Below are 22,008 nucleotides of genomic sequence, written 5' to 3'. Positions count from 1 at the left end.
ACTCTTCCATAAAGTAAAAACCTATCACAACATGTATTTTTATCAGATGGTTTAGAGATTGTTAATAATATGAACGGCCCTATGTTTGGGCCGTTTTAGTTCTTATAAATAAACTATTTAACTTGAACCGATATAGGTTCCATTTTCAACTTAATTAATATGAAATGGAATTGTTATTTCCCGCTTAGTAAGCGATTACCTATAAAGGATCTATTCGAGTTTAACCTTAGTGACTTTACTCTAGCGAAGTAGGGTTACTTTATATAAGAGTCCAGTACTTTTAATACGACTTCCATATCTTTTTCACGTTGAGTTTTGTCTTCCTCAAGTACGACGTGTTCAAGTAAGTGACCTTTAATTACTTCTCGCATCAAACCATTTACTGCCCCCCGAATAGCGGCAATCTGCTGCAACACATCTTGGCATTCATGCTCTTCTTCCAGCATTTTTTTAAGTCCATTCACCTGACCCTGTATTTTACTGACTCGAGTGTTGAGCTTCTTTTGATCTCTGGTTGTATGCGACATGTCTTATCTTCTTTAAGTTACGGGCAGAGTTATTCTAACTGATAATGTAGCACTCAATTTATACTGGGGGGTAGTATTTAATACTAGGGGGGAGTATAGTTTGCGATAAATTAGAATCAACAACAGAGAACAACAATGGATTTTGTCGCGTTACTACAACAAGGTAATGGGTGGTTCTTTATTCCCAGTGCCATTTTGCTTGGCGCTTTGCATGGTTTAGAACCTGGGCACTCTAAAACGATGATGGCGGCGTTCATTGTCGCGGTGAAAGGAACGGTCAAACAAGCCGTGATGCTGGGTTTAGCTGCCACACTTTCTCACACTGTAATTGTATGGTTAATCGCTGTTGGCGGGATGTATATTAGCCAGAAATTCACCGCTGAAGCGGCTGAACCATGGATGCAACTTATGTCTGGGGTCATTATCGTGACAACCGGCGTATGGATGTTTTGGCGGACATGGAGCGATGAGCGAGCTTGGAACAAAGCTCAGGATCATGCTCGCGATTGGACGACGCAAGTTGTGGATACAGGACATGGGCATGTTTCGCTTTCGATTACAGAGGAAGGGGAGCATCACCGTTTCCAGTTGCGAACACTCAGCGGTAAACCTTTAACTGCTGAAGGTATCAAGGTTTCGGTATCGAGTGATGGTTATCAACCTGCTGATATTTATCACTTTATAGAGCGTGATGGATACTTGGAATCGGCGTCTTGCATTGAAGTCTCTAATGGACTTTCTGTCACTTTGATCATCGGGCACCATGATCATACCCATGACTTTGATGTACATTTCCGTCCTGGTTCTCATTTAGAAAGCGAAGATAAGGAATATCAAGATGCTCACGAGCGCGCTCACGCTTTAGACATTCAAAAGCGCTTTGAGAATCGAGACGTGACGAATGGGCAAATTCTGCTGTTTGGATTAACGGGCGGTTTGATTCCATGCCCTGCTGCGGTAACGGTTTTGCTTATCTGTTTGCAGCTTAAGGCAATGACTCTTGGTGCGACTTTAGTTGTGTCATTCAGTATTGGCTTAGCCTTGACTCTGGTTGCTGTTGGCGTTGTGGCAGCAGTGGGCGTGCAAAAAGCGACATCTAAATGGAGCGGTTTGAATGATGTTGCACGTCGAGCTCCTTACTTATCGGGCGTCTTGATCAGTGCAGTTGGTTTATACATGGGTATGCATGGATACATATCGCTGACGAGCTAAACTCTGTGGTAAAGATTTTTTTCCTTTCTTTTTTTATGGGCAATGGCTTCATGCCTTGGTTTGCATATTTTGCTGCCGATTCTTGATTGAGAATTACTCGATCTGACATCGCTGCCATATCTACAAACCAAGTCATTCTCGCTTCACCAAACATCTCGTATTACAACCGCTGCGATTGTGGCTCTAATATCTGAACCTGAGATACTAAATGATAAAACGGGAGCACTGACCACAGCGCTCCCGACGGTCAAAACGCTAATTAGAAGTCTTTTCTTTAATGTTCGATACCAATTTGGTCGCATAGTTAAATTTAACTATGCAAACGTTTCCTTTTGCGTACTCGTCCCTTCGCCAAACCTCGTAGAAATGTGACGTTTTGAAGACTTTTTTTCCTTCTGTCTAAAGTAATCGGGAACCAAGCAGATACATAGTTATAAAGTTATGTCTTGCTCTGCCAAACAGACCCAAAATGCAGTTTGGTTGGTTTTGGAGAAGAAAGGCTTAGCGCTCGATTAATGAGCATCAATTGAATTGTATTGAGACAATTATAATGAAAAGAATCATCTTATTAGCAGTCTGCGCCATGTTTGGTATTGCTGTCGTGGCGAGTATGGCATCAACGTACCTAATTTCGAGTCAGAAAATCGATGACATCATCTTAAACAAATCCCAAGTTCAAGCTGAGTTTCTAGCGGGAAATGCGAGTTATATTTTGGAGAACTCAGCCAATCCAATGCAAGATTTACAATCGCTTGTTGAGGGGCTGAAACAACGTTCAGACGTGAGTTATGCCGTTGTAATTGACCGTAACGTAACGGCAGTAGCCCACAGTGATAAGCACAAGCTGAACAAAACCTATAACGATGAATATACTGTTGAAGGCGCGACGAGAGGTGTTCAACAGTACTCAAAGTGGTATGCCGATGTCCAGAAAGTATGGGTGTTTGACATCATGGCACCAATTTATGTGGATGGTCAGTTATACGGTACTTTTGATATTGGTATTCCTATTACCGAAGTGAGCCAAGCGACGAATGGAATTATTACTTACCAGTTGATCTCTATGGTGGCGATCTTCGTTATGTGTGTTTTGATTCTGTCACTTCTGCTAAATAAACTGATGAGACCGCTTTCTGCGCTTAAAGACGCTCTACAAGACATCTCAAAAGGAGACGGAGACTTAACCGTTCGTTTGCCAGCGAAAGGTAATGACGAAGTCGCGCAAATTTCTTCTGCTTTCAACGTTTTTGTTGGGAAAGTACATGAGATTATTACACAAGTTGTAAATACTGGTGTGGAGCTTAATAGTTCAGCTGTCGCTTTGCGTGGGCAATCTCAGCAAGCGCTCACAAGAGGGCAAGAGCAGAACGAGCAAACCATGCTGGTTGTCACATCCATGAACGAAATGATTGCGACGGTCAATGAAATTGCCTCCAATGCTGCCGGAGCGGCAAATGCTGCGAGTGCAGCAAGTAATGAAGCGCAAGATGGCTACACGACGCTAGAAAGAACCAAAACGGCGATGACTAATCTTGAAAACGAGATGAACAGCACTTCCAACATTATCGTGAGTCTTGCTGAAAATACTCAGTCGATTGGTAGTATTCTAGAGGTGATTAGAGGTATTTCGGAGCAAACCAATCTATTGGCTCTCAATGCGGCTATCGAAGCTGCACGCGCTGGTGATGCCGGCCGAGGTTTTGCAGTAGTCGCTGATGAAGTTCGCAACCTAGCGACTAAAACGGCTCATTCTACCGATGAAATTGACAATATGATTCACCAGCTACAAACTGAAGCTCAAAGTGCGGTGAATTCAATGAGTAATAGTAAGACTCTTATTGAAGAAGGAACGGCAGAAACTGAGTTAGCTCGACAGGCTTTAGAAGCAATAGCTGCACAAGTGACGACTATTTCAGATATCAATACTCAAGTAGCAACCGCAACAGAACAGCAATCAACGGTAGCAAACGAAATTAATATGAACATGGATACCGTCAGCCACTCAGTGAAAAGTGCGCTAACGGCGAGTGAGCAACTAGAAGAATCAAGTCAACAACTCGCGGAGCTATCGCGAACACTCGATCGTCACGTGGGAGCGTTTAGAATCTAAACGCCAACTGACCCTCTTTAATAAAAAGCCAGTAAATGTTAATTGCTGGCTTTTTTATTTGAAAAAATCGAGTCTCAAATCGCTTAGCGGTGTCTGTCCTTTCTAAACGATAAAACAAAATATGATAAATTAGTTGAGTAAAGCTTAGCTAAGCGTTAAGTTTCGCATTTTGCTTTAAATGTTCAACAAATATAGATATTTTCTTAGCTACATGTTTTCTAGACGAGTAAAAGGCGTAAAGCACTAAATCCTCAGGTTCGTACTCTAGAGTGACGATTTCTAGCTCACCATTTTTGATCTCATTTTGGCATGACTCAATTGGCAATATTGCGTATCCAAGCCCTGATAACGCGCCATATCTGGCGAGATGACCGCTGTTTACTTTGAATGAAGATTGCACAGTTTGAGTAATATGGCCCCCAACAGGGTTTCTGAATACCCATGGTGCACCATTTACTGCGGTAAGCGTCGTGATGCAGGGAACATGACTTAGATCCGTAATTTTGTAAGGGGTGGCGTATTTCTCAATTAGTTGAGGCGCGGCTAAAATGGCACTGGGCCAGCGTTTTATCTCTCTCGCCACCCAGTTACTGTCTGACAAAGTCCCTCTATGAAAACTCAAAATGACATCAAAGCTGTCAATAACATCATCTTTAGGGTTTAGCGTTGTATCGCAAGACAAAGAGATTGACGGGTATTGCGTGCAAAAGGTGACAACCGCTTTGGCCAGTACAGGTGTGTCTGGCATAAGAATTCGCAGTTTCCCTGTTACCGTGTGTGAGTGGCGCGTTACCGTTTCTAGTGCGGCGTTGAGTTGCTCCAATAACGGATGAGTGCTGCTATAGAGCTCTTCTCCAGCCTCGGTAGGCGTCATTCGCCTTGTTGTTCTATTGAACAACCTAATGTTTAACTTTTCTTCAAGCAGGGCAATGTGTCGGCTGATATTTGATGTTGGTATGTTCAAACACTCAGCGGCTCGCTTAAAGCTGTTGTTCTCATAAACACAGTGAAAACTTTTTAACCAGATTTGGTCAACGTTATCAAACATTTCATTATCCCACTTTATTGGATTATCAAGCCAGCATATCGCACTTTATCTCTGTACTAAGTTACATACAATTTTATTTACAAGTTTAAGCGAACAAACAACGAGATATCGCGCTAGAACGTAATCAATAGTGGTGAATTTATGAGCTGGTTAGAACGGTTATTTGAGAATAAAAATATAATAGGTTCGCGCAAAGCGTCTATCCCTGAGGGCGTTTGGACAAAGTGTCCTGTGTGTGAACAAATACTTTATCGTGCCGCGTTAAAAGAAAATTTGGAAGTATGCCCTAAATGCTCATATCACATGAGAATGGCTGCGCGTCAAAGGTTGATCTCTTTTCTGGACCATGGAACACAACAAGAGTTGGCAAGTGAGTTGGAGCCACAAGATATTTTGGGTTTTAAAGACTTAAAGCGATATAAAGAGCGAATTGCTTTAGCACAGAAAACGACTGGAGAAAAAGATGCGTTGGTGGTGATGGAGGGCAAGTTATTGGGGCTGCCTGTTGTTGCGTGTGCATTCGAATTCTCTTTCATGGCAGGCTCGATGGGCGCAGTGGTTGGCGAGAAGTTTGTCCGAGCAGTTGAAAGCGCAATTAATACAAAATCTGGGTTAGTATGTTTTTCCGCTTGCGGAGGGGCGCGCATGCAAGAGTCTTTGGTGGCACTCATGCAAATGTCAAAAACCAGCGCCGCGTTAAACCACTTATCTGAGCACAGATTACCCTATATCTCAGTATTGACGGACCAAACTTATGGTGGCGTCTCGGCGAGTTTAGCCATGTTAGGAGACATCAATATTGGTGAACCTAAAGCAAGTATTGGCTTTGCGGGAAGACGGGTCATTGAGCAAACGGTACGTGAAAAGCTACCAGACGAGTTTCAGCGAAGTGAATTTTTACTAGCGCATGGTGCGCTAGATATGATTGTCGATAGACGTGAAATGCGCGATCGCGTTGGCCGCTTACTGGCTAAGTTAACCAACGCGAGGGTGGTCTCAGAATAGGTTGTATTAAAGTTAGACTTAGTACTTGCGTTTATTGAGCCGTAATCATTACAAACCGTTCATTTTGCCCCCATCTTGGTTCCGCATTCATTAGGCTGAGATCCAACGCCGTTTGGTATGGGTCAACAGCAAAATGGTCGCTTACTAACCCCCAGAGCATCCAGTTGATTGCGGTTTCATTCTCGGTAAGCTCTTCGAGTGGCGCTTGGAGGAAAAAGTACTCATCTTCGCCATCGTAACCGAGCCGATCATAGATAATGTTGCGTAGCTCTCGATCCAAATCATGTTGGAGGTTGATTGAGTCGTACAGTTGCTCTTCTGTTGGGCCATTCTCATGGTGATAAACATTGCGTTTTGACTCTTTGTGTAAAGTACCTGCGCCAGTTTCAATGCTTACTTTCTTTTGCGAGTGTTGCTCAAGAACTTGAATGATTTCATCCTCTAGTTGATCGAGTTTACTCAGCAAAACTTGATTGTTTATGTCACCAGCGGGGGAGGCCATCGTTTGGAAGGCTTTCACTCTCTCGTAGACTGCTTTCCCGTGAGGAAGGGCTGCAAAACACTGTTCTTGGAGCGCTTCATTGGCTTGCCAAATGCCCGAGTAGAGCTCGTAATCATGTGTATATGGTGGAAGCTCTTCAGTATCTTCCCCTAATAATTCTCGCCAGCGCTTTTGCCACTGTTCTTCTTTTGCGTGTTTTACACGCGCGTATTGCTTAACCCAGCGGTTACGAAGTTTTACCCCAAAAATGGCAAGTCCCCATGGAGCGAGCAAATAAAAATAATGGTGAGAAGAGTTATCCCAAAAGTAACCGTAAACGTAAACACCAAAAGCAAGCACCCAAGTTCCAATAGTACAAGCAATAACCCCGGACATTATTGATGATTGGCGCTTTGTTTCTCTTAATGTATTACCTTCAGCACATAACCAAAAAATGCCGCCAAAAACAAAGGCAAACGTTGTCATGAAGTAGGCAATCCCCGCTCCCAAAAATCCCCAAAGTGACATGTATTATCCCTAGCCAAATATCTGCTTTATTCACTCATCAATGACTGGAGGAGTAAATGTGTTTGATTTGGCGGAGAATTTACCATTAATGCCAACCTTTTGATATGCACTCTATGACTTATTGGGAATGAGTCACAAATAAAAATAGATGGTATCAAGCATCAAAATTTAATTTAGAACCTTTGATTGTCGTGAACTCTATCTGGAAGAGTTAAGGGGGGCGTTTAAGGGCAATTTTCCTCATAAAGTCGTTATTTAGAAAAAGGTAAATTAATGTTTTTATTGATAATTGTGAGTTTTTTTTGGAGTGGGATTGCTCCCATTTAATTAGAGTAAAAGACCTATTTTTGGGAGCGGTTTCATAAATTTTATGACACTGATTTCACTGTTTGAGCTGTAAAGAATATAAACCCCCACTCAATGTATGTTAATAATCAATGAGTGTTGTTATGTCTCATATCCGTTTTTTCCCGCGCCATCGTTTGGCGCTTGCTTGTATGCTAGCGAGTGTGTCTGGCTTCTCTTTTGCACAAAATCAGTGTGCGGTTGCTGATTTACAACAATCGCGAGATCTGGCTACTGCCGTTTCTGGTGCTGAGTATGATTGCTACCACGCTTGGTTTTCAGCACCTTCAGAAACGCTGAATGATATCTATAGTGAAGCGAGCCTAAGCCGTATCCAAGTCGCGCTGGATCAAGAAATTGCTCGCTATCGTGGTGAAGCAGATCAAGCTCGTATTCTAGAGAACCTAGGCGAATTTATTCGAGCGGCCTACTACGTTCGCTACAACGCTGGTACTGGTACACCTGAGTTTTCGCAAGCGTTGAGTCAGCGTTTTGCTCAGTCGACGAACCTATTCCTAAACAACCCTCATGCTTTGGATCAAGGTCGTGAACAAGTTGGTGCAATGAAGAGCCTGACTTTGATGGTTGATAACGTTAAGCAGTTGCCGCTGACCATGGATAGCATGATGGCCGCGTTGATGCACTTTAATCGTGAAACCGCGCAGGACACGCAATGGGTCGATGGTTTAAACAACTTGTTCCGCTCTATGGCAGGCCATGCGGCGAACGATGCGTTCTACCGATACATGGCAAACAATACACACCATATTGATACGTTGGTGAAATTCGCATCTGATAATGCTTGGGCATTAGATACGGATGCAAGCTTTATCGTTTTCAATGCATTACGTGAAACTGGTCGTTTGCTCGCGAGCCCAGATCAGGAGACCAAACGCAAAGCATTGGCAGTAATGCAACAGGTGATGCAGCGTTATCCACTGGGTAGTGAGCATGACAAACTATGGCTTGCTGCCGTTGAAATGATGAGCTACTACGCACCAGAAGGCCTAAATGGTCTGAATATTGAGCAAGCCAAGCAAGATTTAGCTGCACGTGTAATGCCAAATCGTTTTGAATGTCAGGGACCTGCCATTATTCGCTCTGAGGATCTGACCGATGCTCAAGCAGCGAAAGCGTGTGAAGTGCTAGCGGCAAAAGAAGCCGACTTCCATCGAGTTGCGAATACGGGTAATCAACCTGTCGCTGATGATTTGAATGATCGTGTTGAAGTGGCGGTATTCGCGAGTAACACTAGTTACGTTGATTACTCTTCATTCCTATTTGGTAATACAACGGACAACGGTGGTCAGTACCTAGAAGGTGACCCTTCAAAAGCGGACAATACTGCGCGTTTCGTCGCTTATCGCTACGCGAATGGTGAAGATCTCTCTATCTTGAACCTAGAACATGAATACACGCACTATTTAGATGCACGATTTAACCAATACGGTTCGTTCAGCGATAACTTGGCTCATGGTCATATTGTTTGGTGGCTAGAAGGTTTTGCTGAATACATGCATTACAAGCAAGGTTACCAAGCTGCGATTGAGCTGATTGCAGATGGTAAACTGAGCCTTTCCACTGTGTTTGATACCACGTACTCTCACGATACCAATCGTATCTATCGTTGGGGTTATCTAGCTGTTCGATTCATGTTAGAAAATCATCCACAAGACGTCGAAAGCTTGTTGGCATTGTCGCGCTCTGGCCAGTTCGAACAATGGGCACAGCAGGTGACGTCTTTAGGTCAACAATACGATGCTGAGTTTGAACGTTGGTTGGACACATTAAAAGTGGAACCTGAGCAACCTGATACAGACCCAGAAGAGCCAACAGAACCAACAAGCCCTGAAGCACAAGTGACTGAATTGACGGCGAACCAAAGCCTTCAGCTCAGTGGCGAAGCATACAGCGAAAAACTGTTCTACGTTGATGTTCCAGCCAACACCGTTAACTTCAATGTATCTATTGAGGGTGCGGGTGATGCGGATCTTTACATGAGCTACAACAAAGTCGCGCATTACTATGATTTCGAAATGAGTCAATATGCTGATGGCAGCAATGAAGAGATTGTGTTTGAACCAGAGCAAGATGGTTACGTTAAAGCGGGTCGTTACTACATCAGCTTAACTGGACGTGATAGCTATGACTCAGTGAATCTTGTGGCTGCGTTAGAAGTGGAAGCGCAAACACCGCCAACCCAAGTGCAAGATGATTTAGCACCTGTGGTATTAGAGTCTGGTGAAGCCAAAATGCTTACCGTTCACAAGCAGCGTTATGCAGCAGTTTATGTGCCTGAAGGTGTTGAAGAGGTTCGTGTATGGCTAACGGCTCACTCTCAAACTGGTAATGTCGATCTATACGCGAGTAGGGAGCATTGGCCTACAGTAGAGCAGCACGAGTATGCGTCCAACTATGCAGGCAGCAATGAATACCTTGCGATTCCTGTTACTGAAGCAGGGTACGTGCACTTCGCTCTTCAGGCTCCAGAGCAAGGCGATGACGTTGAAATGCTAGTGCACTTCAACTAAACAGGTTCGATTAACTAAAGTCGAGATAAAACGTCGCTAATACAGCGACGTTTTTGTTTATATCGGACACGATTATAAACAAACAGCGGCGAATGCTAGTTAATCGGCTGGTTTATCGAGTTATCAGTTGCCCTTTTTCTAAACGGCTTTAGGTTTGTATTGCAATTTACCGCGCACATAAACTTTTTTAGCGACGCGTTCTGTGACCTAGCTTCTGATTTGTGCTTCCCAAATGGATACAATATATATGCACCCCGTGCAATAAAGTGAAAAGGGAAAGACATGAAAACGCTTATTTATGAAACGTTGATTAGCCTTGCTAACCAAGAACCAGAACAACATGCAAGAATCCGACAAAATCTCTATGAACAGTTGGATCTGCCGTTCGATAAGCAGCTGGCTTTGTATTCTTGTGCCCTTGGTCCTGCAAGTTCAGGCAAGTTGGAGAGCAGTCAAGGCATTAACAACGCGGTAGATTGCGCGGTTAAACTGCTTGAAACTCCTGAGCGCTAATTCACTCGTTGTTTTAATCACGGCCCGAACCCCAAGGGCCGTTTTTAATTGCGGTTAAATTGATTTCAACGTCGTTATTACTCTGCTCTTTCCGCTAGCACTTCTTTGAATGCAAACATGCCGTTTAATGCCGCGGGAAAACCTGCGTAGACGGACATCTGCAAAATGATCTCTTTAATCTCATCCTCGCTACAGCCTACATTCAGCGCTGCATTTAAGTGCACTTTTAGTTGCGGCGCGCAATTCCCCATTGCCGTTAGCGCGGCGACGGTTGCGATTTCTCTCGATTTTAGGTCTAAGCCCGGGCGAGCATAAATATCGCCAAACGGATACTCAATGGTGTACTGAGCTAAATCTGGACAAATATCTTGTAAGGTTTCGATGACATTATGACCAGCGTCGCCATCAATTTGAGAGAGTAGTTCTAATCCTTTGTTAAAGCGTGATTGTTCCATCGGTATGTTCCTAGTGAATAAACGTAAACACACCTTAATCGTTAGAGTTAACTCTAAGTCAACGAACTTTTCCGCTTTTATACAAGGCAATTTTTTCTTCTAGAGCCGATAAGTGCTTTTTCTGTTGCTCAATGTGGCGTTTGAGGTTTTCTTGGTGTTGTTCTAACAGGGCTTGACGTTGTGGTACAGATTGAGAGCCGACTTCCCTTAATTTGGCATACTCTAGAATCTCTTCAAGTGGCATTGCAGTTTCTTTTAAACGCTTAACAAAGCTTATCCAGTTTAGATCTTTCGAACTATACATTCGATGTCCACTCGCGTTTCTATGGACATGTTTAAGTAAACCGATTTTTTCATAGTATCGAAGTGTATGAGCAGATAGCCCGACGAGGTCAGAAAATTCTTTGATATTCATTATTATCCTCCAAGGTAGAGCATACCCCATAGAGACAAGCTAAGTTTCGTATTTTGAAGTCATTTCGGGACAGATACAAACAGAAATCTTTAGTCTTTTAACGCTAGGTATGGTGATTTACTGGATTTTTGAAACGCGCCAAACGTGATCCATCTGCCAGTTTCGTTTTATTAACAATTGATTACTCAACGGGTTGGCTTGGCTATTTTTATCCTTTGGGCCTATTTTAGGGCGTACGTAGGTCTTATGTTGCATCTTTTTTGATTGATATTTTTGCTAAATAAAACAATGTCTTAGGTTTGTTCTGGGCTGTTTGGGGTGTATGTTGTGTGCCCGTTATTCACTCAGAACGATTTATCGCTGTGCAATGGATGAGTCGCTACGCCTTCGATTTCAGCCTTGAGTTAGTGCTAAAAGGGTGAGTGCCTCTGATGAATAGCTTTTATAATTTCGATTATTGAATTCACTCACAAAAAAATGCAAACAAGTAATCGTGAGTGGAAACGAGCAGGAGAACAACATGAGTGGCTCACAGGAAACACAATCATTCGGTGCAAACGTTATCTTACATGCGTTTGATTGGAAGTATGCTGACATTGCCCAACGAGCAAAAGAAATCCGCAAGCTTGGTTATGGCTCTGTGTTGGTTTCGCCACCAATGAAAAGCGCACACGATGAGCGCTGGTGGCAGCGTTATCAACCACAAGATTATCGTGTTATCGATAATGCCTTGGGTGATACCAAAGATTTTATTCATATGGTTCGTGAACTGGAGCAAGTTGGTGTGTGGGTTTATGCCGACGTAGTGTTTAACCATATGGCAAATGAGGCCCACCTTCGCAGAGACCTTCAGTACCCAAGACAAGAGGTCTTGGAGGAATACCAGAACAACAAGCAGAAATATCAGTCGCTAGCGTTGTTTGGCGATCTATCTCAACCACTTTTTGATGAAGAGGACTTTGTTGAAGCATTCGGCATTAAAGACTGGAAAGATAAGTGGCAGGTTCAAAATGGACGTATCACAGGTGGGCCAACCGACCCTGGCTTGCCAACTCTTCGTGTTTGTGACCATGTCGTTGAACAGCAGCGAGCGTACCTAACGGCGCTGAAAGCTATTGGTGTGAAAGGTTTTCGTATTGACGCTGCGAAACACATGACGTTAGAGCATCTTAAGCGTGTTTGGACAGACGACATCACGCGGGATGTGCATATATTTGGTGAAATTATTACCGATGGCGGTGCGACGGAAGAAGAGTATCAGCTGTTTCTTGAGCCGTATCTACAGGAAACTCGCCTAGGTGCGTACGATTTCCCTTTGTTCTCAACCATGTTTAAGGCGTTTGCTAAAAAGGGCAGCTTCAAGTCTCTGATTGATCCCTATTGTTTTGGTCAGGCTCTGTCCCCCGGTCGTGCGATTACATTTGCTATCACACATGATATTCCTAACAATGATGTCTTTCTTGATCTCATCATGGACGAGGAAAACGAATGGTTAGCTTATGCCTATATTCTAGGCCGAGATGGTGGTGTGCCGTTGATTTATACCGACTTAAACACCAGCGGTATTAAAGGTAAAAATGGTCAGCCAAGATGGCAAGGTGCATGGAGCGATCCGAGAATGGCAAAAATGATCCAGTTCCATAATATGACGCATGGCGAGCCGATGAGTGTTCTTGAAGGTAACGATGACATGCTCGTACTTAAGCGAGGTGACAAAGGTATTGTGGTGCTTAATAAATCACAGCGTCAACAGTCTTTGACATTAAAAATCGATGGTAATTGGGTTGATTTGATGACAGAACAAATCATTCCAACTGACGGTAAGTTAATCGTACCATCTAAGTCGTCAATGTTACTCGTCGCGAACTAGAAGATGTACACACCGAGGTTAGCAACTTCGGTGTGTATGTTTTTCATCGTCATTCACGTTCTGCTGAAGTTCAATAGAAACTCAAACTCTCTCGTTTTTGCTAGAAATTTATGAGCACTCGTTAACGCAACATTCTGCTTTTAAAAAACCAATTACGTCATCTAAGCACTGATACTCTGCAACACAAAAAAGGGTTCTACCCTCGCGGCGCTGGGTGAGAAGACCAGCTGAAGCAAGGCTCGAGATATGATGAGAGAGAGTGGATGCTGGAATGCCAAGCTTTTCTTGTACGCCGCCTACCGCGATACCTTTGTATCCCGCTTTGACGACTTCTTTGTAAATACTTAAACGAGTCGGATGCCCTAACTCTTTTAGTGCTTTAGCAACGGCTTCAAGCTCCATACTGACCTCTAAAGAATGACCACAGTAATTTTGTTTCGATAATAGGGAAAGTCTCGGTAAATGCCAACTATTACGATCTCAGAACAATTTAAATCAGATGAGATTCATGCTGGCTAATGCCTTCATGACAACAATTGTCTGTTCTAATGAGACAGATCAATCTTCATTATTATTTCACGCCACGTTCAAAATCCCTCGTCTACACTCAATGTTGAGTTGTCAGTTGGCAGACCAAGGAGGCGGCCATGATTGCGGTTCATAGAGATTATTGTTTGTCTAACAGTTCGGAGTTACATGCCCACGTTAAAGTCAATCCTGTCGGTAAATTAGAAGTTGAGATTGTTGAACTTCAAGAGCGCCACACCACAGAATTTGATGATTTGTCTTTTGAGAGTCGTGGGTGTGAAACTCGAATCTGTGGTAAAGAAGACACAACTCCGTGGCAGTTCAATCTTGCAGTTACTGATGCGTTAGAGCTTTCTCATTTAGTGGAAGAAGCAAACGAAGAGTATGAGATTTTAATGAATGATCTTATGTAATATCGAGAAGATCATTTTATCCTGCACGGCGTGTGGCTCTGTACTGAAAAAATAAAAACCTCCCAAGCGGGAGGTTTTTAATATGGAGTGCGTTATCGTTGGATAAGCTCTTCTCTTGGTGGTATTAGCTCTTGGACGTTATCTTCATTAAAGTCATCGGCGTAACCTTTAGGTGGCGGTGTCCAACCTCGTTCTGACCGCGATAGTTTGTCATGACGATCTTTTTGCATCTCTTCCGCCATTTTCTCCTCTAACTGAATAAACAGTTGTCGGAAATTGTTGTCATAGCGTTCACCTTCAGAATCATCTTCCCAAGCTTTGTAGAGTATTTCTGACTTACGTGCTTCAACACGCTTATATGTCGCCTTCTGTTGTTCAACAAAGAAGGGGTGAATGCCAAGTGCTTTCATTGTGTGACCGCCCATCTCCAATGCAGAATGGTAGGTCTCTGATTCAATAATATCAGCTCCCGCTTGACGCAAAAGATAGCCATGTCCACGGTCAAAGGCACGTGCAATCACTGTTACTTTTGGGTGCGTGTGCTTAACGTACTTCACCAGTTCTACACTCGATTCTTGGTTATCAATCGCCACAACCAACGCAGCGGCGTGCTCAATGCCGGCTGTATGTAGCATATCTGGTCGAGTCGCGTCGCCAAAATAGGCGCGAGTGCCAATCTGGCGCATGTTATCGACTTGGTCAGATTGATGGTCAAGTACCACGGTAGTCACGCCGTTTGATACCAATAGGCGATTCACTATTTGTCCAAAGCGGCCGATGCCGGCGATGATCACCGTGCCTGTTTCCTCAATCGTATCGCTTTCGCGTTCATTTGACTGGCTTTCAAAGCGCGGCAGAATCACTCTATCAAAAAGAATAAACAAACCTGGTGTCAGGAACATCGAAATCGCAACCACTAACGCAAGAGTTTGTGAAAGTTCAAATGGGATGACGTGGTTTTGCACTGAAAAGCTTAGAAGCACAAAGCCGAATTCACCTGCTTGAGCCAAGCTTAGGGTAAACAGCCAGCGGTTGCTTCCTTTCACCCTAAATATCAGTGCAAGAATAAACAGCACCAAGGCTTTCAAAACCATCACGCCAATGGTCAATGCCATGACCAACCAGAAATCACCAAAAAGGACCGAGAAGTTGATCCCTGCGCCAACAGTAATAAAGAACAGACCTAACAATAGGCCTTTAAATGGTTCGATATTGGATTCTAACTCGTGGCGGAATTCACTGTTCGCCAATACAACGCCAGCCAAGAAGGTTCCTAAGGCAGGAGATAAGCCCACTAAACTCATCAGTGCAGCGATACCAATGACAAGCATGAGTGCAGTTGCGGTAAAGATTTCTCGCAAACCAGAGCTAGCCACATAATTGAGCAGAGGTCGACTTAAAAAGTGTCCACCAACGACGACGATTGCAATCGATGCTGTGATTACGATGCCGTATGCCCAGCCTGGCAACCCCGCAACGAGGCTTAATTCTTCATGGTGCGCTGCGGCTGTTTGAGCCGCGGACTGTGCCTGTTCAATTAATTCAGGTAAGGCCAATAGAGGAATGAACGCCAACATTGGTATCACTGCAATATCTTGAAAAAGCAACACGGAGAAAGCGTTTTGTCCACCTTCCGTCTTCGTTAATCCTTTTTCGCTAAAAGTTTGCAAAACAATCGCAGTAGAAGAGAGGGCGAAGATCAAACCTATGGCTAAGGCTATGGTCCAAGGCTGGTCAAAGTATAAGGCAATACCCATAATCGCCGCGACGGTACCGCCGACTTGCAGACCTCCTAAACCCATTAAGCGATTGCGCATCGCCCACAACATTTTGGGTTCGAGCTCTAAACCAACGAGAAACAGCATCATCACCACGCCAAACTCGGCAAAGTGCTGGATTGTTGTTGTTTCTTCACCGACTAAACCGATAATTGGGCCAATGACCACACCTGCGATGAGATAGCCTAAAACGGACCCAAGTCCCAAACGCTTAGCAAGTGGGACTGCAATTACAGCAGCAATCAAATATACGAAGGCTTGTAAGAATATCCCTGTCATGAAGCCTCCTTAATGAGCTCTGGCAATGCGCTGTTAAGCTTGATTAATGACGCCGCAGCTTCAACATCCAACCTATCTTCGACTAAAGCTGCTAGCAGGCTCTTGTACCGCTCAACATGACGAGGGATTCGCCCTTCTTCATCTGCTGTACGTGCGCCAAACATCGCGAGAGGGGCAATGTAGTTCATGCCTGTCAGTGCGGACATTTGTTCAATAGGCGCAAGCAGTTGACGAATCGTAAAGTGGTTGTAGCCCTCTGCCTTATAAGCTTCTTCTTTACCCCCTGCAGACAGCACACAAAGCATGGTCTTACCTTGCAGTGCTGTGCCATCTGTACCGTAAGCAAAGCCATATTCCAAAACCAGATCTTGCCACTCTTTTAAAATCGCAGGCGTTGAATACCAATATAGTGGGAATTGGAAAATCACCACGTCATGCTCACGTAAGCGTTGCTGCTCACGGTCGATATTAATATCGAAACGAGGGTATTCGCCATAGAGATCAACACATGTCACGCCTTCAATTTTTTGAGCTTCTTTGAAAAGTGGAGTATTCACTTCTGAACGATGCTGGGAAGGATGAGCAAAGAGAATGAGTACTTTTTTATTTGCCATAGGGATCCTTGCTATCTAAATAACCATGCCCAGTAGGAGCGCGGGTTGGTTAGAAAATGTAACTCATAAATGATCGCCAAGCTAGTTTGGAAAACTGTTTAAGCTGTTTCAATATCAATAAAAAACCACCAAATAAATTGGTGGTTTTGGGAAGCGTTACGTTTTACTAATCATGAATAGGGACGACTAGAATATCCACCGGTGACTTGTTAATTAAGTGTCTGGAGTAAGAAATGATCTTGCTCCAGAAATCTTGGTGGTGACCACAAATCAGCAGATCCACTTCTTGCTCTTTAATGGTGACTTCCAATTTATCAGCCAAATCACCCGTACCTACAAAGAAGTGTTTAAGTGGGTAGTCCATGTAATCACTAAATGTTTTTAAACATTCCATTGAATGCTCATTCAACGGCCTTTGATCCGGGTTTTCTTTAATGTCTACAAGCTCACGATAGATTTCTCCGTGCGTACCATCAATATGAATAAAGGAGATATCGGAGTCGAGATAGTTTGCCATTGATACCGCTCTGTCGATAAGCACGGTGCTTTCATCTGACAGTTCGAGTGCAACAAGGATATGTTTGTATTTCATAACCACGCCCTTATGTGGATTATCTTTACCCTAAGCATAGTATGGCTTGGATAAAAATTGTGTTGCTAAGATCTCGAAATTGTTCAAAGACTTGTTAAAAAGTTAATGTGATATAACAACTTACTGTGAAATTTTCTTTTTGTTCACATTTGGTTAGAAAGCTTGCTTTTTGAACAAAAAAGCAGCTACACTCTACGCATCATTTCTCTAGGAGATTACGCCAACATGAAGAACTAAACCTGTCATCCATATTTTTACTTATTTTTTGGATCTGCAGGGTTAGTAGGCGTAGCTCACTTTCCGATATTTCTTTGCAACAAGACGACTTTTTGATTTGACGTATATCGTCGAGCTTTACATAGAGCTTAATGCGTTTGTGCACGCGTTTTGTTGCAATCTCAAATCATAGCTACGGCTGTTGTCCCTGTCATACAGGAGGCAAATTATGCCAGTTTTACAAGCTTTTAATGTTAGCCATCAGTTTGATAATGGCGATACGCTATTCCAGTCTATTTCTTGTTCCATGACTAAACGACGTGTTGGTTTGGTTGGGCGCAATGGCATCGGCAAGTCGCTTTTGGCTTCCATTTTGGCGGGCGAAACTCAGCCTGCCAGCGGTGTTGTGACTGCTCCCTCTTCTTTCATGATGTATCGCCAGCAGCCCTCTGATCTGCTTTCAGGTCAGCAATCGATCGCCCAATTTCTGGGAACAGACTCGGCCTTACATGCTTTGAAGCAGATTGAACAAGGTGATGTTTCTGAGCATTGGTTCGAACTGGTTGGCGAACAGTGGGATATTGAACTGAAACTCAAACAGCAGCTTGCTGCGATGGGCTTGCCGCAAGACCCTGATTTCTCTTGTGCTCGGCTCAGTGGTGGTCAGTTGGCGCGTTTGCAGTTATGGCAGTTATTTGAAAACGAAACGGATCTTTTGATTCTCGATGAGCCATCCAATCACCTCGATACCGAGGCGAAACAATGGCTGATAGAGTCTATGACGCATTTCAGCGGTGCGATTTTACTCATCAGTCACGATCGTGAGCTGCTGCGAGAGATGGAGGAAATTTGGGAGCTATCGGGCCTAGGTTTACAGGCTTTTGGTGGAAATTACGATGTGTACGTCGAGAAAAAACGCACTGAACTGCAAGCGGTCGAGAGGCAGTTAGCGCAAGTCGATAAACAGAAAAAACGGTTAGCCGAGCAAGCCCAGAAAAATCGCGAAAAAGCAGACCAACGCGCCGCGCAAGGGAACAAACTGCGCAAAGACGGCAGTCAGCCCAAAATTTTGCTTGATGGAAAAAAGGATAGCGCGACCGCCAGCGCTTCAAATCGCAATAAGAATGAGCAACTCAGACAAGCGCATTTACAAGCCAAAGAACAGGCGTTGCAATCGCGACATGAGCAACTCAAGGCGCAAAAGCTTTATCTTACAGATAATCCGAACCGTTCGCGAAAAGTGTTGTCGATACAAGAAGGTATATTACCTTTTGGGAATTCTACGCCTATCACGTTGCAGATTTTTGCGAACGACAAAGTCCATCTCAAAGGGAGAAATGGCTGCGGAAAATCAACCTTGTTAAAGACGTTGCTTGGCGAGTTATCGTTGCAGAGTGGTGAGTTGCAAGTGAATACGCCTTTGTATTATCTCGACCAACATTTTGGTGCAGTGAATCCAAATCTTTCGTTACTTGAGAACGTAATGGAGAGCTGCCAAGAGATGACGGAAAGTGAAGCGAGGACCTTATTGGCCGGGATCGGTTTTCGTCGAGATGCAGTGTTTCGATTGGGGCGCCTACTGAGCGGTGGCGAGAAGATGAAGCTCGCGATGCTGATAGTCAGCCACCAAAATTCTCAGCCTTTGCTGCTGCTTGATGAACCAGATAACCATCTCGACCTCGAGTCAAAAATAATGCTTAGTCAGGCGTTAAATGTATACAAAGGTGGATTTGTTCTGATTAGTCACGACCAAGATTTCGCTTCTGAGTCTGGGGTTTTGCGCCAAATCGAGCTGACTTAGACGAAAGAGAGTAAACGCCATCGTGGCTCTTCAGTATTGTTCCCAAGTTCTACACTTCCACTTACTAGTTTGTAGAACTGGAAGGAAATGAGGGAGTTAGGATGGCTTTCACAACTCGTTTAATGAAATTAGATTCATTTTGTCGATAGATAGTAGAGTTCTGATGTATTGCACAAAAAGACAACAGAAAAATAAAAAGGAATTTCATGAAAAAGAACACCCTAGCACTCACAACGGCTCTCGCACTCGGAAGTGTGTTGTCTGTGGCGTATGCAAATGAAGCGGCGCAATCGTCGGTTGAACAGGTAACCCCGAAAACCATCACGTATCCAACCACACAAAAAGTGGATGTTGTCGATGACTACTTTGGTACAAAAGTGAGTGATCCTTATCGCTGGTTGGAAGACGATCTCAGCCCAGAAACCGCAGAATGGGTGAAGGCACAAAATGCAGTGACGTTTGATTATCTGTCGAAAATCCCTTACCGCGAGCAGATTGAAGAGCGCATCACTAAGCTCATGGACTACGAAAAGCAAAGCCAACCGTTCAAAGAGGGTAAGTTCACTTATTTCTACAAAAATGACGGGCTACAAAACCAAGATGTGCTTTATCGGCAGTTAGGTGATGGCGAAGCAGAAATTTTCCTCGATCCAAATACTTTTAGTGAAGATGGCACCACATCGTTAGCGGGAGTGAGCTTTTCACGTGATGGTTCTTTGGTTGCATACAGCATTTCGGAAGGCGGTAGCGATTGGCGCAAAGTCATTGTGTTAGACACAGAAACCAAAAAGCCCGTCGGCGAAACGCTGGTGGATATTAAGTTCAGCGGCATCAGTTGGCTCGGCAATCAAGGTTTCTATTACTCAAGTTATGACAAGCCAAAAGGGAGTGAACTTTCCGCGAAGACAGACCAACACAAGCTCTACTTTCATAAACTTGGAACGAAACAAAGTGAAGACCAATTAATTTTCGGTGGTGTAAAGGACGAAAAGTATCGCTACGTTGGGGGTTACACGTCGGAAGATGAACGCTACTTGTTTATCTCAGCCAGCGTATCGACGTCGGGCAACAAACTGTTCTTCAAAGACCTGAGTAAGCCAAATAGCCCGCTGAAAACCATTTTAGATAACACCAGTTCTGATACTTGGGTGATAGACAACCAAGGCACGAAACTGTACTTGGTTACGAACCTTAATGCGCCGAACAAACGCGTCGTGACGGTGGATGCAAGTCAGCCGCAACCCAAAAACTGGAAAGATGTGATTCCTGAAACAAAGAACGTGTTACGTGTTTCTACCGCGGGTGGCAATTTGTTTGCGAGCTATATTGTTGATGCGATCTCGATGGTGAAGCAATACGACATGAACGGCAAACTCATCCGAGAAATCAAATTGCCTGATATTGGCAGCGCATACGGTTTCTCGGGGAAAAAAGAGGAAACCGAAGTCTACTACTCTTTCACCAACTACAAGATGCCAAGCACTACCTATCGTCTGAACATCAAAGATGGTGATAGCGAGGTGTACTACAAATCTAAAGCGCCATTTGATCCAGCTTTATATGAATCTCGCCAGGTGTTTTACACCTCAAAAGACGGAACAAAAGTGCCGATGATCATCACCTATAAAAAGGGGACTCCGATGGACGGCAGTGCACCAACCATCCTATATGGTTATGGCGGTTTCAACATTAGCCTCACGCCATCTTTTAGCCCGACACGTGCGGCTTGGTTAGAGCTTGGTGGTGTTTACGCGGTAGCGAACATTCGTGGTGGTGGGGAGTATGGTAAAGAGTGGCACAACGCTGGCATTCAAATGCAAAAGCAAAATGTGTTTGATGACTTTATTGCTGCGGCTGAATTCCTAATTGATGAAGAGGTAACGTCATCAAACAAGTTAGCCATTAACGGTGGATCGAATGGTGGCTTGTTAGTGGGGGCCGTTATGACGCAACGTCCAGAGCTGTTTAAAGTGGCGCTGCCAGCAGTCGGTGTACTGGATATGCTGCGTTACCATACTTTTACCGCAGGTGCTGGTTGGGCGTATGACTACGGCACGGCAGAGCAAAGTAAAGAGATGTTCCAATATCTGAAAAGTTATTCGCCGGTGCACAATGTAAAAGCAGGGGTGGAATATCCAGCAACATTGATTACAACCGGTGATCATGATGACCGTGTTGTTCCTGCTCACTCATACAAATTTGCTGCTGAGTTGCAATCGAAGCAAGCGGGTTCAAATCCGACCTTAATTCGCATCGAAACCAATGCAGGACATGGTGCAGGCACACCAACGCGTAAAATAATTGAGACAAATGCAGATATTTATAGTTTTGCACTGTTCAATATGGGAATAGAGAAACTGCAATAGTGCGAATTGTTTGCGTTTTAGTTATCGAAACGCATCGGCGCTTTATCGCTCGATAATAAAAGGGAATCACAGAGAGTGATTCCCTTTTTATTTATTATAGGCCTACTATTCTAATTTGATTCTAGGCTAATCAAACTAAGGTTTTTAAAATTATTATAATGTTCTAATAAATCTGAAGAGTGTTGTACGATCGAAATGAAACATTGATCGCGATCACCTAAATCCATTGCACTCTCTATTTATATGGTAAAATTAATTAATCATTTGTTCTAATGATAATTGAATTTTCATAAGTTTTAATATTTCCTTCTTTATTAGTATTACCAAATTTCAAGTTATATAAGATATAAGTAGCGGTGATTGAACTTTTACGATGCTTTA

General features: G+C 43.7%; 18 protein-coding genes. 9 read left to right on the top strand and 9 right to left on the bottom strand.

The features are described 5' to 3' along the window. Nucleotides 1–254 precede the first annotated feature (254 nt). Nucleotides 255–527, bottom strand: coding sequence for a Ni(II)/Co(II)-binding transcriptional repressor RcnR (gene rcnR, locus R7D93_RS01550; protein WP_005375370.1), 273 nt, complete (start codon nt 525–527; stop codon nt 255–257). 135 nt (nt 528–662) lie between these two features. On the opposite strand from rcnR, the gene R7D93_RS01545 reads away from it, so the two are divergent. Together R7D93_RS01545 and R7D93_RS01540 are read left to right on the top strand one after the other, a co-directional pair. Beyond that, nucleotides 663–1,739, top strand: a complete 1,077-nt coding sequence (locus R7D93_RS01545; protein ID WP_213906917.1) for a nickel/cobalt efflux protein RcnA — start codon at nt 663–665, stop codon at nt 1,737–1,739. A gap of 550 nt (nt 1,740–2,289) precedes the next feature. Continuing rightward, nucleotides 2,290–3,849, top strand: coding sequence for a methyl-accepting chemotaxis protein (locus tag R7D93_RS01540; RefSeq protein WP_017635256.1), 1,560 nt, complete (start codon nt 2,290–2,292; stop codon nt 3,847–3,849). Nucleotides 3,850–3,997: 148 nt separating this feature from the next. Here R7D93_RS01540 and R7D93_RS01535 read toward each other — a convergent pair whose 3' ends face one another. Beyond that, nucleotides 3,998–4,897: a LysR family transcriptional regulator gene (locus tag R7D93_RS01535; protein ID WP_053303804.1), complete on the bottom strand. Its 900-nt coding sequence runs from the start codon at nt 4,895–4,897 to the stop codon at nt 3,998–4,000. Nucleotides 4,898–5,038: 141 nt separating this feature from the next. Between R7D93_RS01535 and accD the strand changes: the two genes are divergently transcribed. Continuing rightward, the gene (gene accD, locus R7D93_RS01530) at nt 5,039–5,902 is read left to right on the top strand and encodes an acetyl-CoA carboxylase, carboxyltransferase subunit beta (RefSeq protein WP_053350528.1); all 864 of its coding nucleotides are present in this window, start codon (nt 5,039–5,041) and stop codon (nt 5,900–5,902) included. Between the two features lie 31 nt (nt 5,903–5,933). Here accD and R7D93_RS01525 read toward each other — a convergent pair whose 3' ends face one another. Then, nucleotides 5,934–6,911, bottom strand: coding sequence for a hypothetical protein (locus tag R7D93_RS01525; RefSeq protein WP_225496344.1), 978 nt, complete (start codon nt 6,909–6,911; stop codon nt 5,934–5,936). A gap of 449 nt (nt 6,912–7,360) precedes the next feature. Between R7D93_RS01525 and R7D93_RS01520 the strand changes: the two genes are divergently transcribed. After that, nucleotides 7,361–9,787 (top strand): M9 family metallopeptidase, encoded by a 2,427-nt coding sequence (locus R7D93_RS01520; RefSeq protein ID WP_005375382.1) that lies wholly within the window; start codon nt 7,361–7,363, stop codon nt 9,785–9,787. A gap of 282 nt (nt 9,788–10,069) precedes the next feature. Beyond that, nucleotides 10,070–10,300: a PAS factor family protein gene (locus R7D93_RS01515; protein ID WP_005375384.1), complete on the top strand. Its 231-nt coding sequence runs from the start codon at nt 10,070–10,072 to the stop codon at nt 10,298–10,300. Nucleotides 10,301–10,377: 77 nt separating this feature from the next. Here the strand turns inward: R7D93_RS01515 and R7D93_RS01510 are convergent, their stop codons facing one another. Both R7D93_RS01510 and R7D93_RS01505 read right to left on the bottom strand, forming a co-directional pair. Further along, the gene (locus R7D93_RS01510; protein ID WP_005375385.1) at nt 10,378–10,755 is read right to left on the bottom strand and encodes a carboxymuconolactone decarboxylase family protein; all 378 of its coding nucleotides are present in this window, start codon (nt 10,753–10,755) and stop codon (nt 10,378–10,380) included. A 58-nt stretch (nt 10,756–10,813) separates the two neighbouring features. Further along, nucleotides 10,814–11,170: a MerR family transcriptional regulator gene (locus R7D93_RS01505; protein ID WP_005375386.1), complete on the bottom strand. Its 357-nt coding sequence runs from the start codon at nt 11,168–11,170 to the stop codon at nt 10,814–10,816. A gap of 520 nt (nt 11,171–11,690) precedes the next feature. Here R7D93_RS01505 and R7D93_RS01500 point away from each other — a divergent pair. Then, nucleotides 11,691–13,040, top strand: a complete 1,350-nt coding sequence (locus tag R7D93_RS01500) for an alpha-amylase family protein (protein WP_053350526.1) — start codon at nt 11,691–11,693, stop codon at nt 13,038–13,040. A gap of 108 nt (nt 13,041–13,148) precedes the next feature. Here the strand turns inward: R7D93_RS01500 and R7D93_RS01495 are convergent, their stop codons facing one another. Next, complete coding sequence (locus R7D93_RS01495) at nt 13,149–13,442, bottom strand: ArsR/SmtB family transcription factor (RefSeq protein ID WP_005375388.1); 294 nt, start codon at nt 13,440–13,442, stop codon at nt 13,149–13,151. A 245-nt stretch (nt 13,443–13,687) separates the two neighbouring features. On the opposite strand from R7D93_RS01495, the gene R7D93_RS01490 reads away from it, so the two are divergent. Beyond that, nucleotides 13,688–13,981: a hypothetical protein gene (locus R7D93_RS01490; protein ID WP_005375389.1), complete on the top strand. Its 294-nt coding sequence runs from the start codon at nt 13,688–13,690 to the stop codon at nt 13,979–13,981. Between the two features lie 92 nt (nt 13,982–14,073). On the opposite strand, the gene R7D93_RS01485 is transcribed toward R7D93_RS01490, so the two are convergent. The 3 genes from R7D93_RS01485 to R7D93_RS01475 all read right to left on the bottom strand — a co-directional run bounded on the left by R7D93_RS01485 (nt 14,074) and on the right by R7D93_RS01475 (nt 17,244). After that, complete coding sequence (locus tag R7D93_RS01485) at nt 14,074–16,038, bottom strand: monovalent cation:proton antiporter-2 (CPA2) family protein (protein ID WP_225496343.1); 1,965 nt, start codon at nt 16,036–16,038, stop codon at nt 14,074–14,076. Continuing rightward, nucleotides 16,035–16,652, bottom strand: a complete 618-nt coding sequence (locus tag R7D93_RS01480) for an NAD(P)H-dependent oxidoreductase (RefSeq protein WP_213969316.1) — start codon at nt 16,650–16,652, stop codon at nt 16,035–16,037. The genes R7D93_RS01485 and R7D93_RS01480 overlap by 4 nt, the downstream gene beginning before the upstream one ends. Before the next feature lie 166 nt (nt 16,653–16,818). Beyond that, nucleotides 16,819–17,244 (bottom strand): universal stress protein, encoded by a 426-nt coding sequence (locus R7D93_RS01475; RefSeq protein WP_005375398.1) that lies wholly within the window; start codon nt 17,242–17,244, stop codon nt 16,819–16,821. 445 nt (nt 17,245–17,689) lie between these two features. On the opposite strand from R7D93_RS01475, the gene R7D93_RS01470 reads away from it, so the two are divergent. Both R7D93_RS01470 and R7D93_RS01465 read left to right on the top strand, forming a co-directional pair. Then, entirely contained in the window at nt 17,690–19,261 is a 1,572-nt protein-coding gene (locus R7D93_RS01470) for an ATP-binding cassette domain-containing protein (protein WP_225496341.1), read from the top strand. 206 nt (nt 19,262–19,467) lie between these two features. Further along, complete coding sequence (locus tag R7D93_RS01465) at nt 19,468–21,627, top strand: prolyl oligopeptidase family serine peptidase (protein ID WP_213969318.1); 2,160 nt, start codon at nt 19,468–19,470, stop codon at nt 21,625–21,627. Nucleotides 21,628–22,008: the final 381 nt, after the last annotated feature.

It is taken from the genome of Vibrio sp. YT-15 (genome assembly GCF_033337445.1).
Classification (GTDB): domain Bacteria; phylum Pseudomonadota; class Gammaproteobacteria; order Enterobacterales; family Vibrionaceae; genus Vibrio; species Vibrio alginolyticus.
Note: the sequence above shows the minus strand (reverse complement) of the source record. Positions and strands in the feature narration are given on the sequence as shown.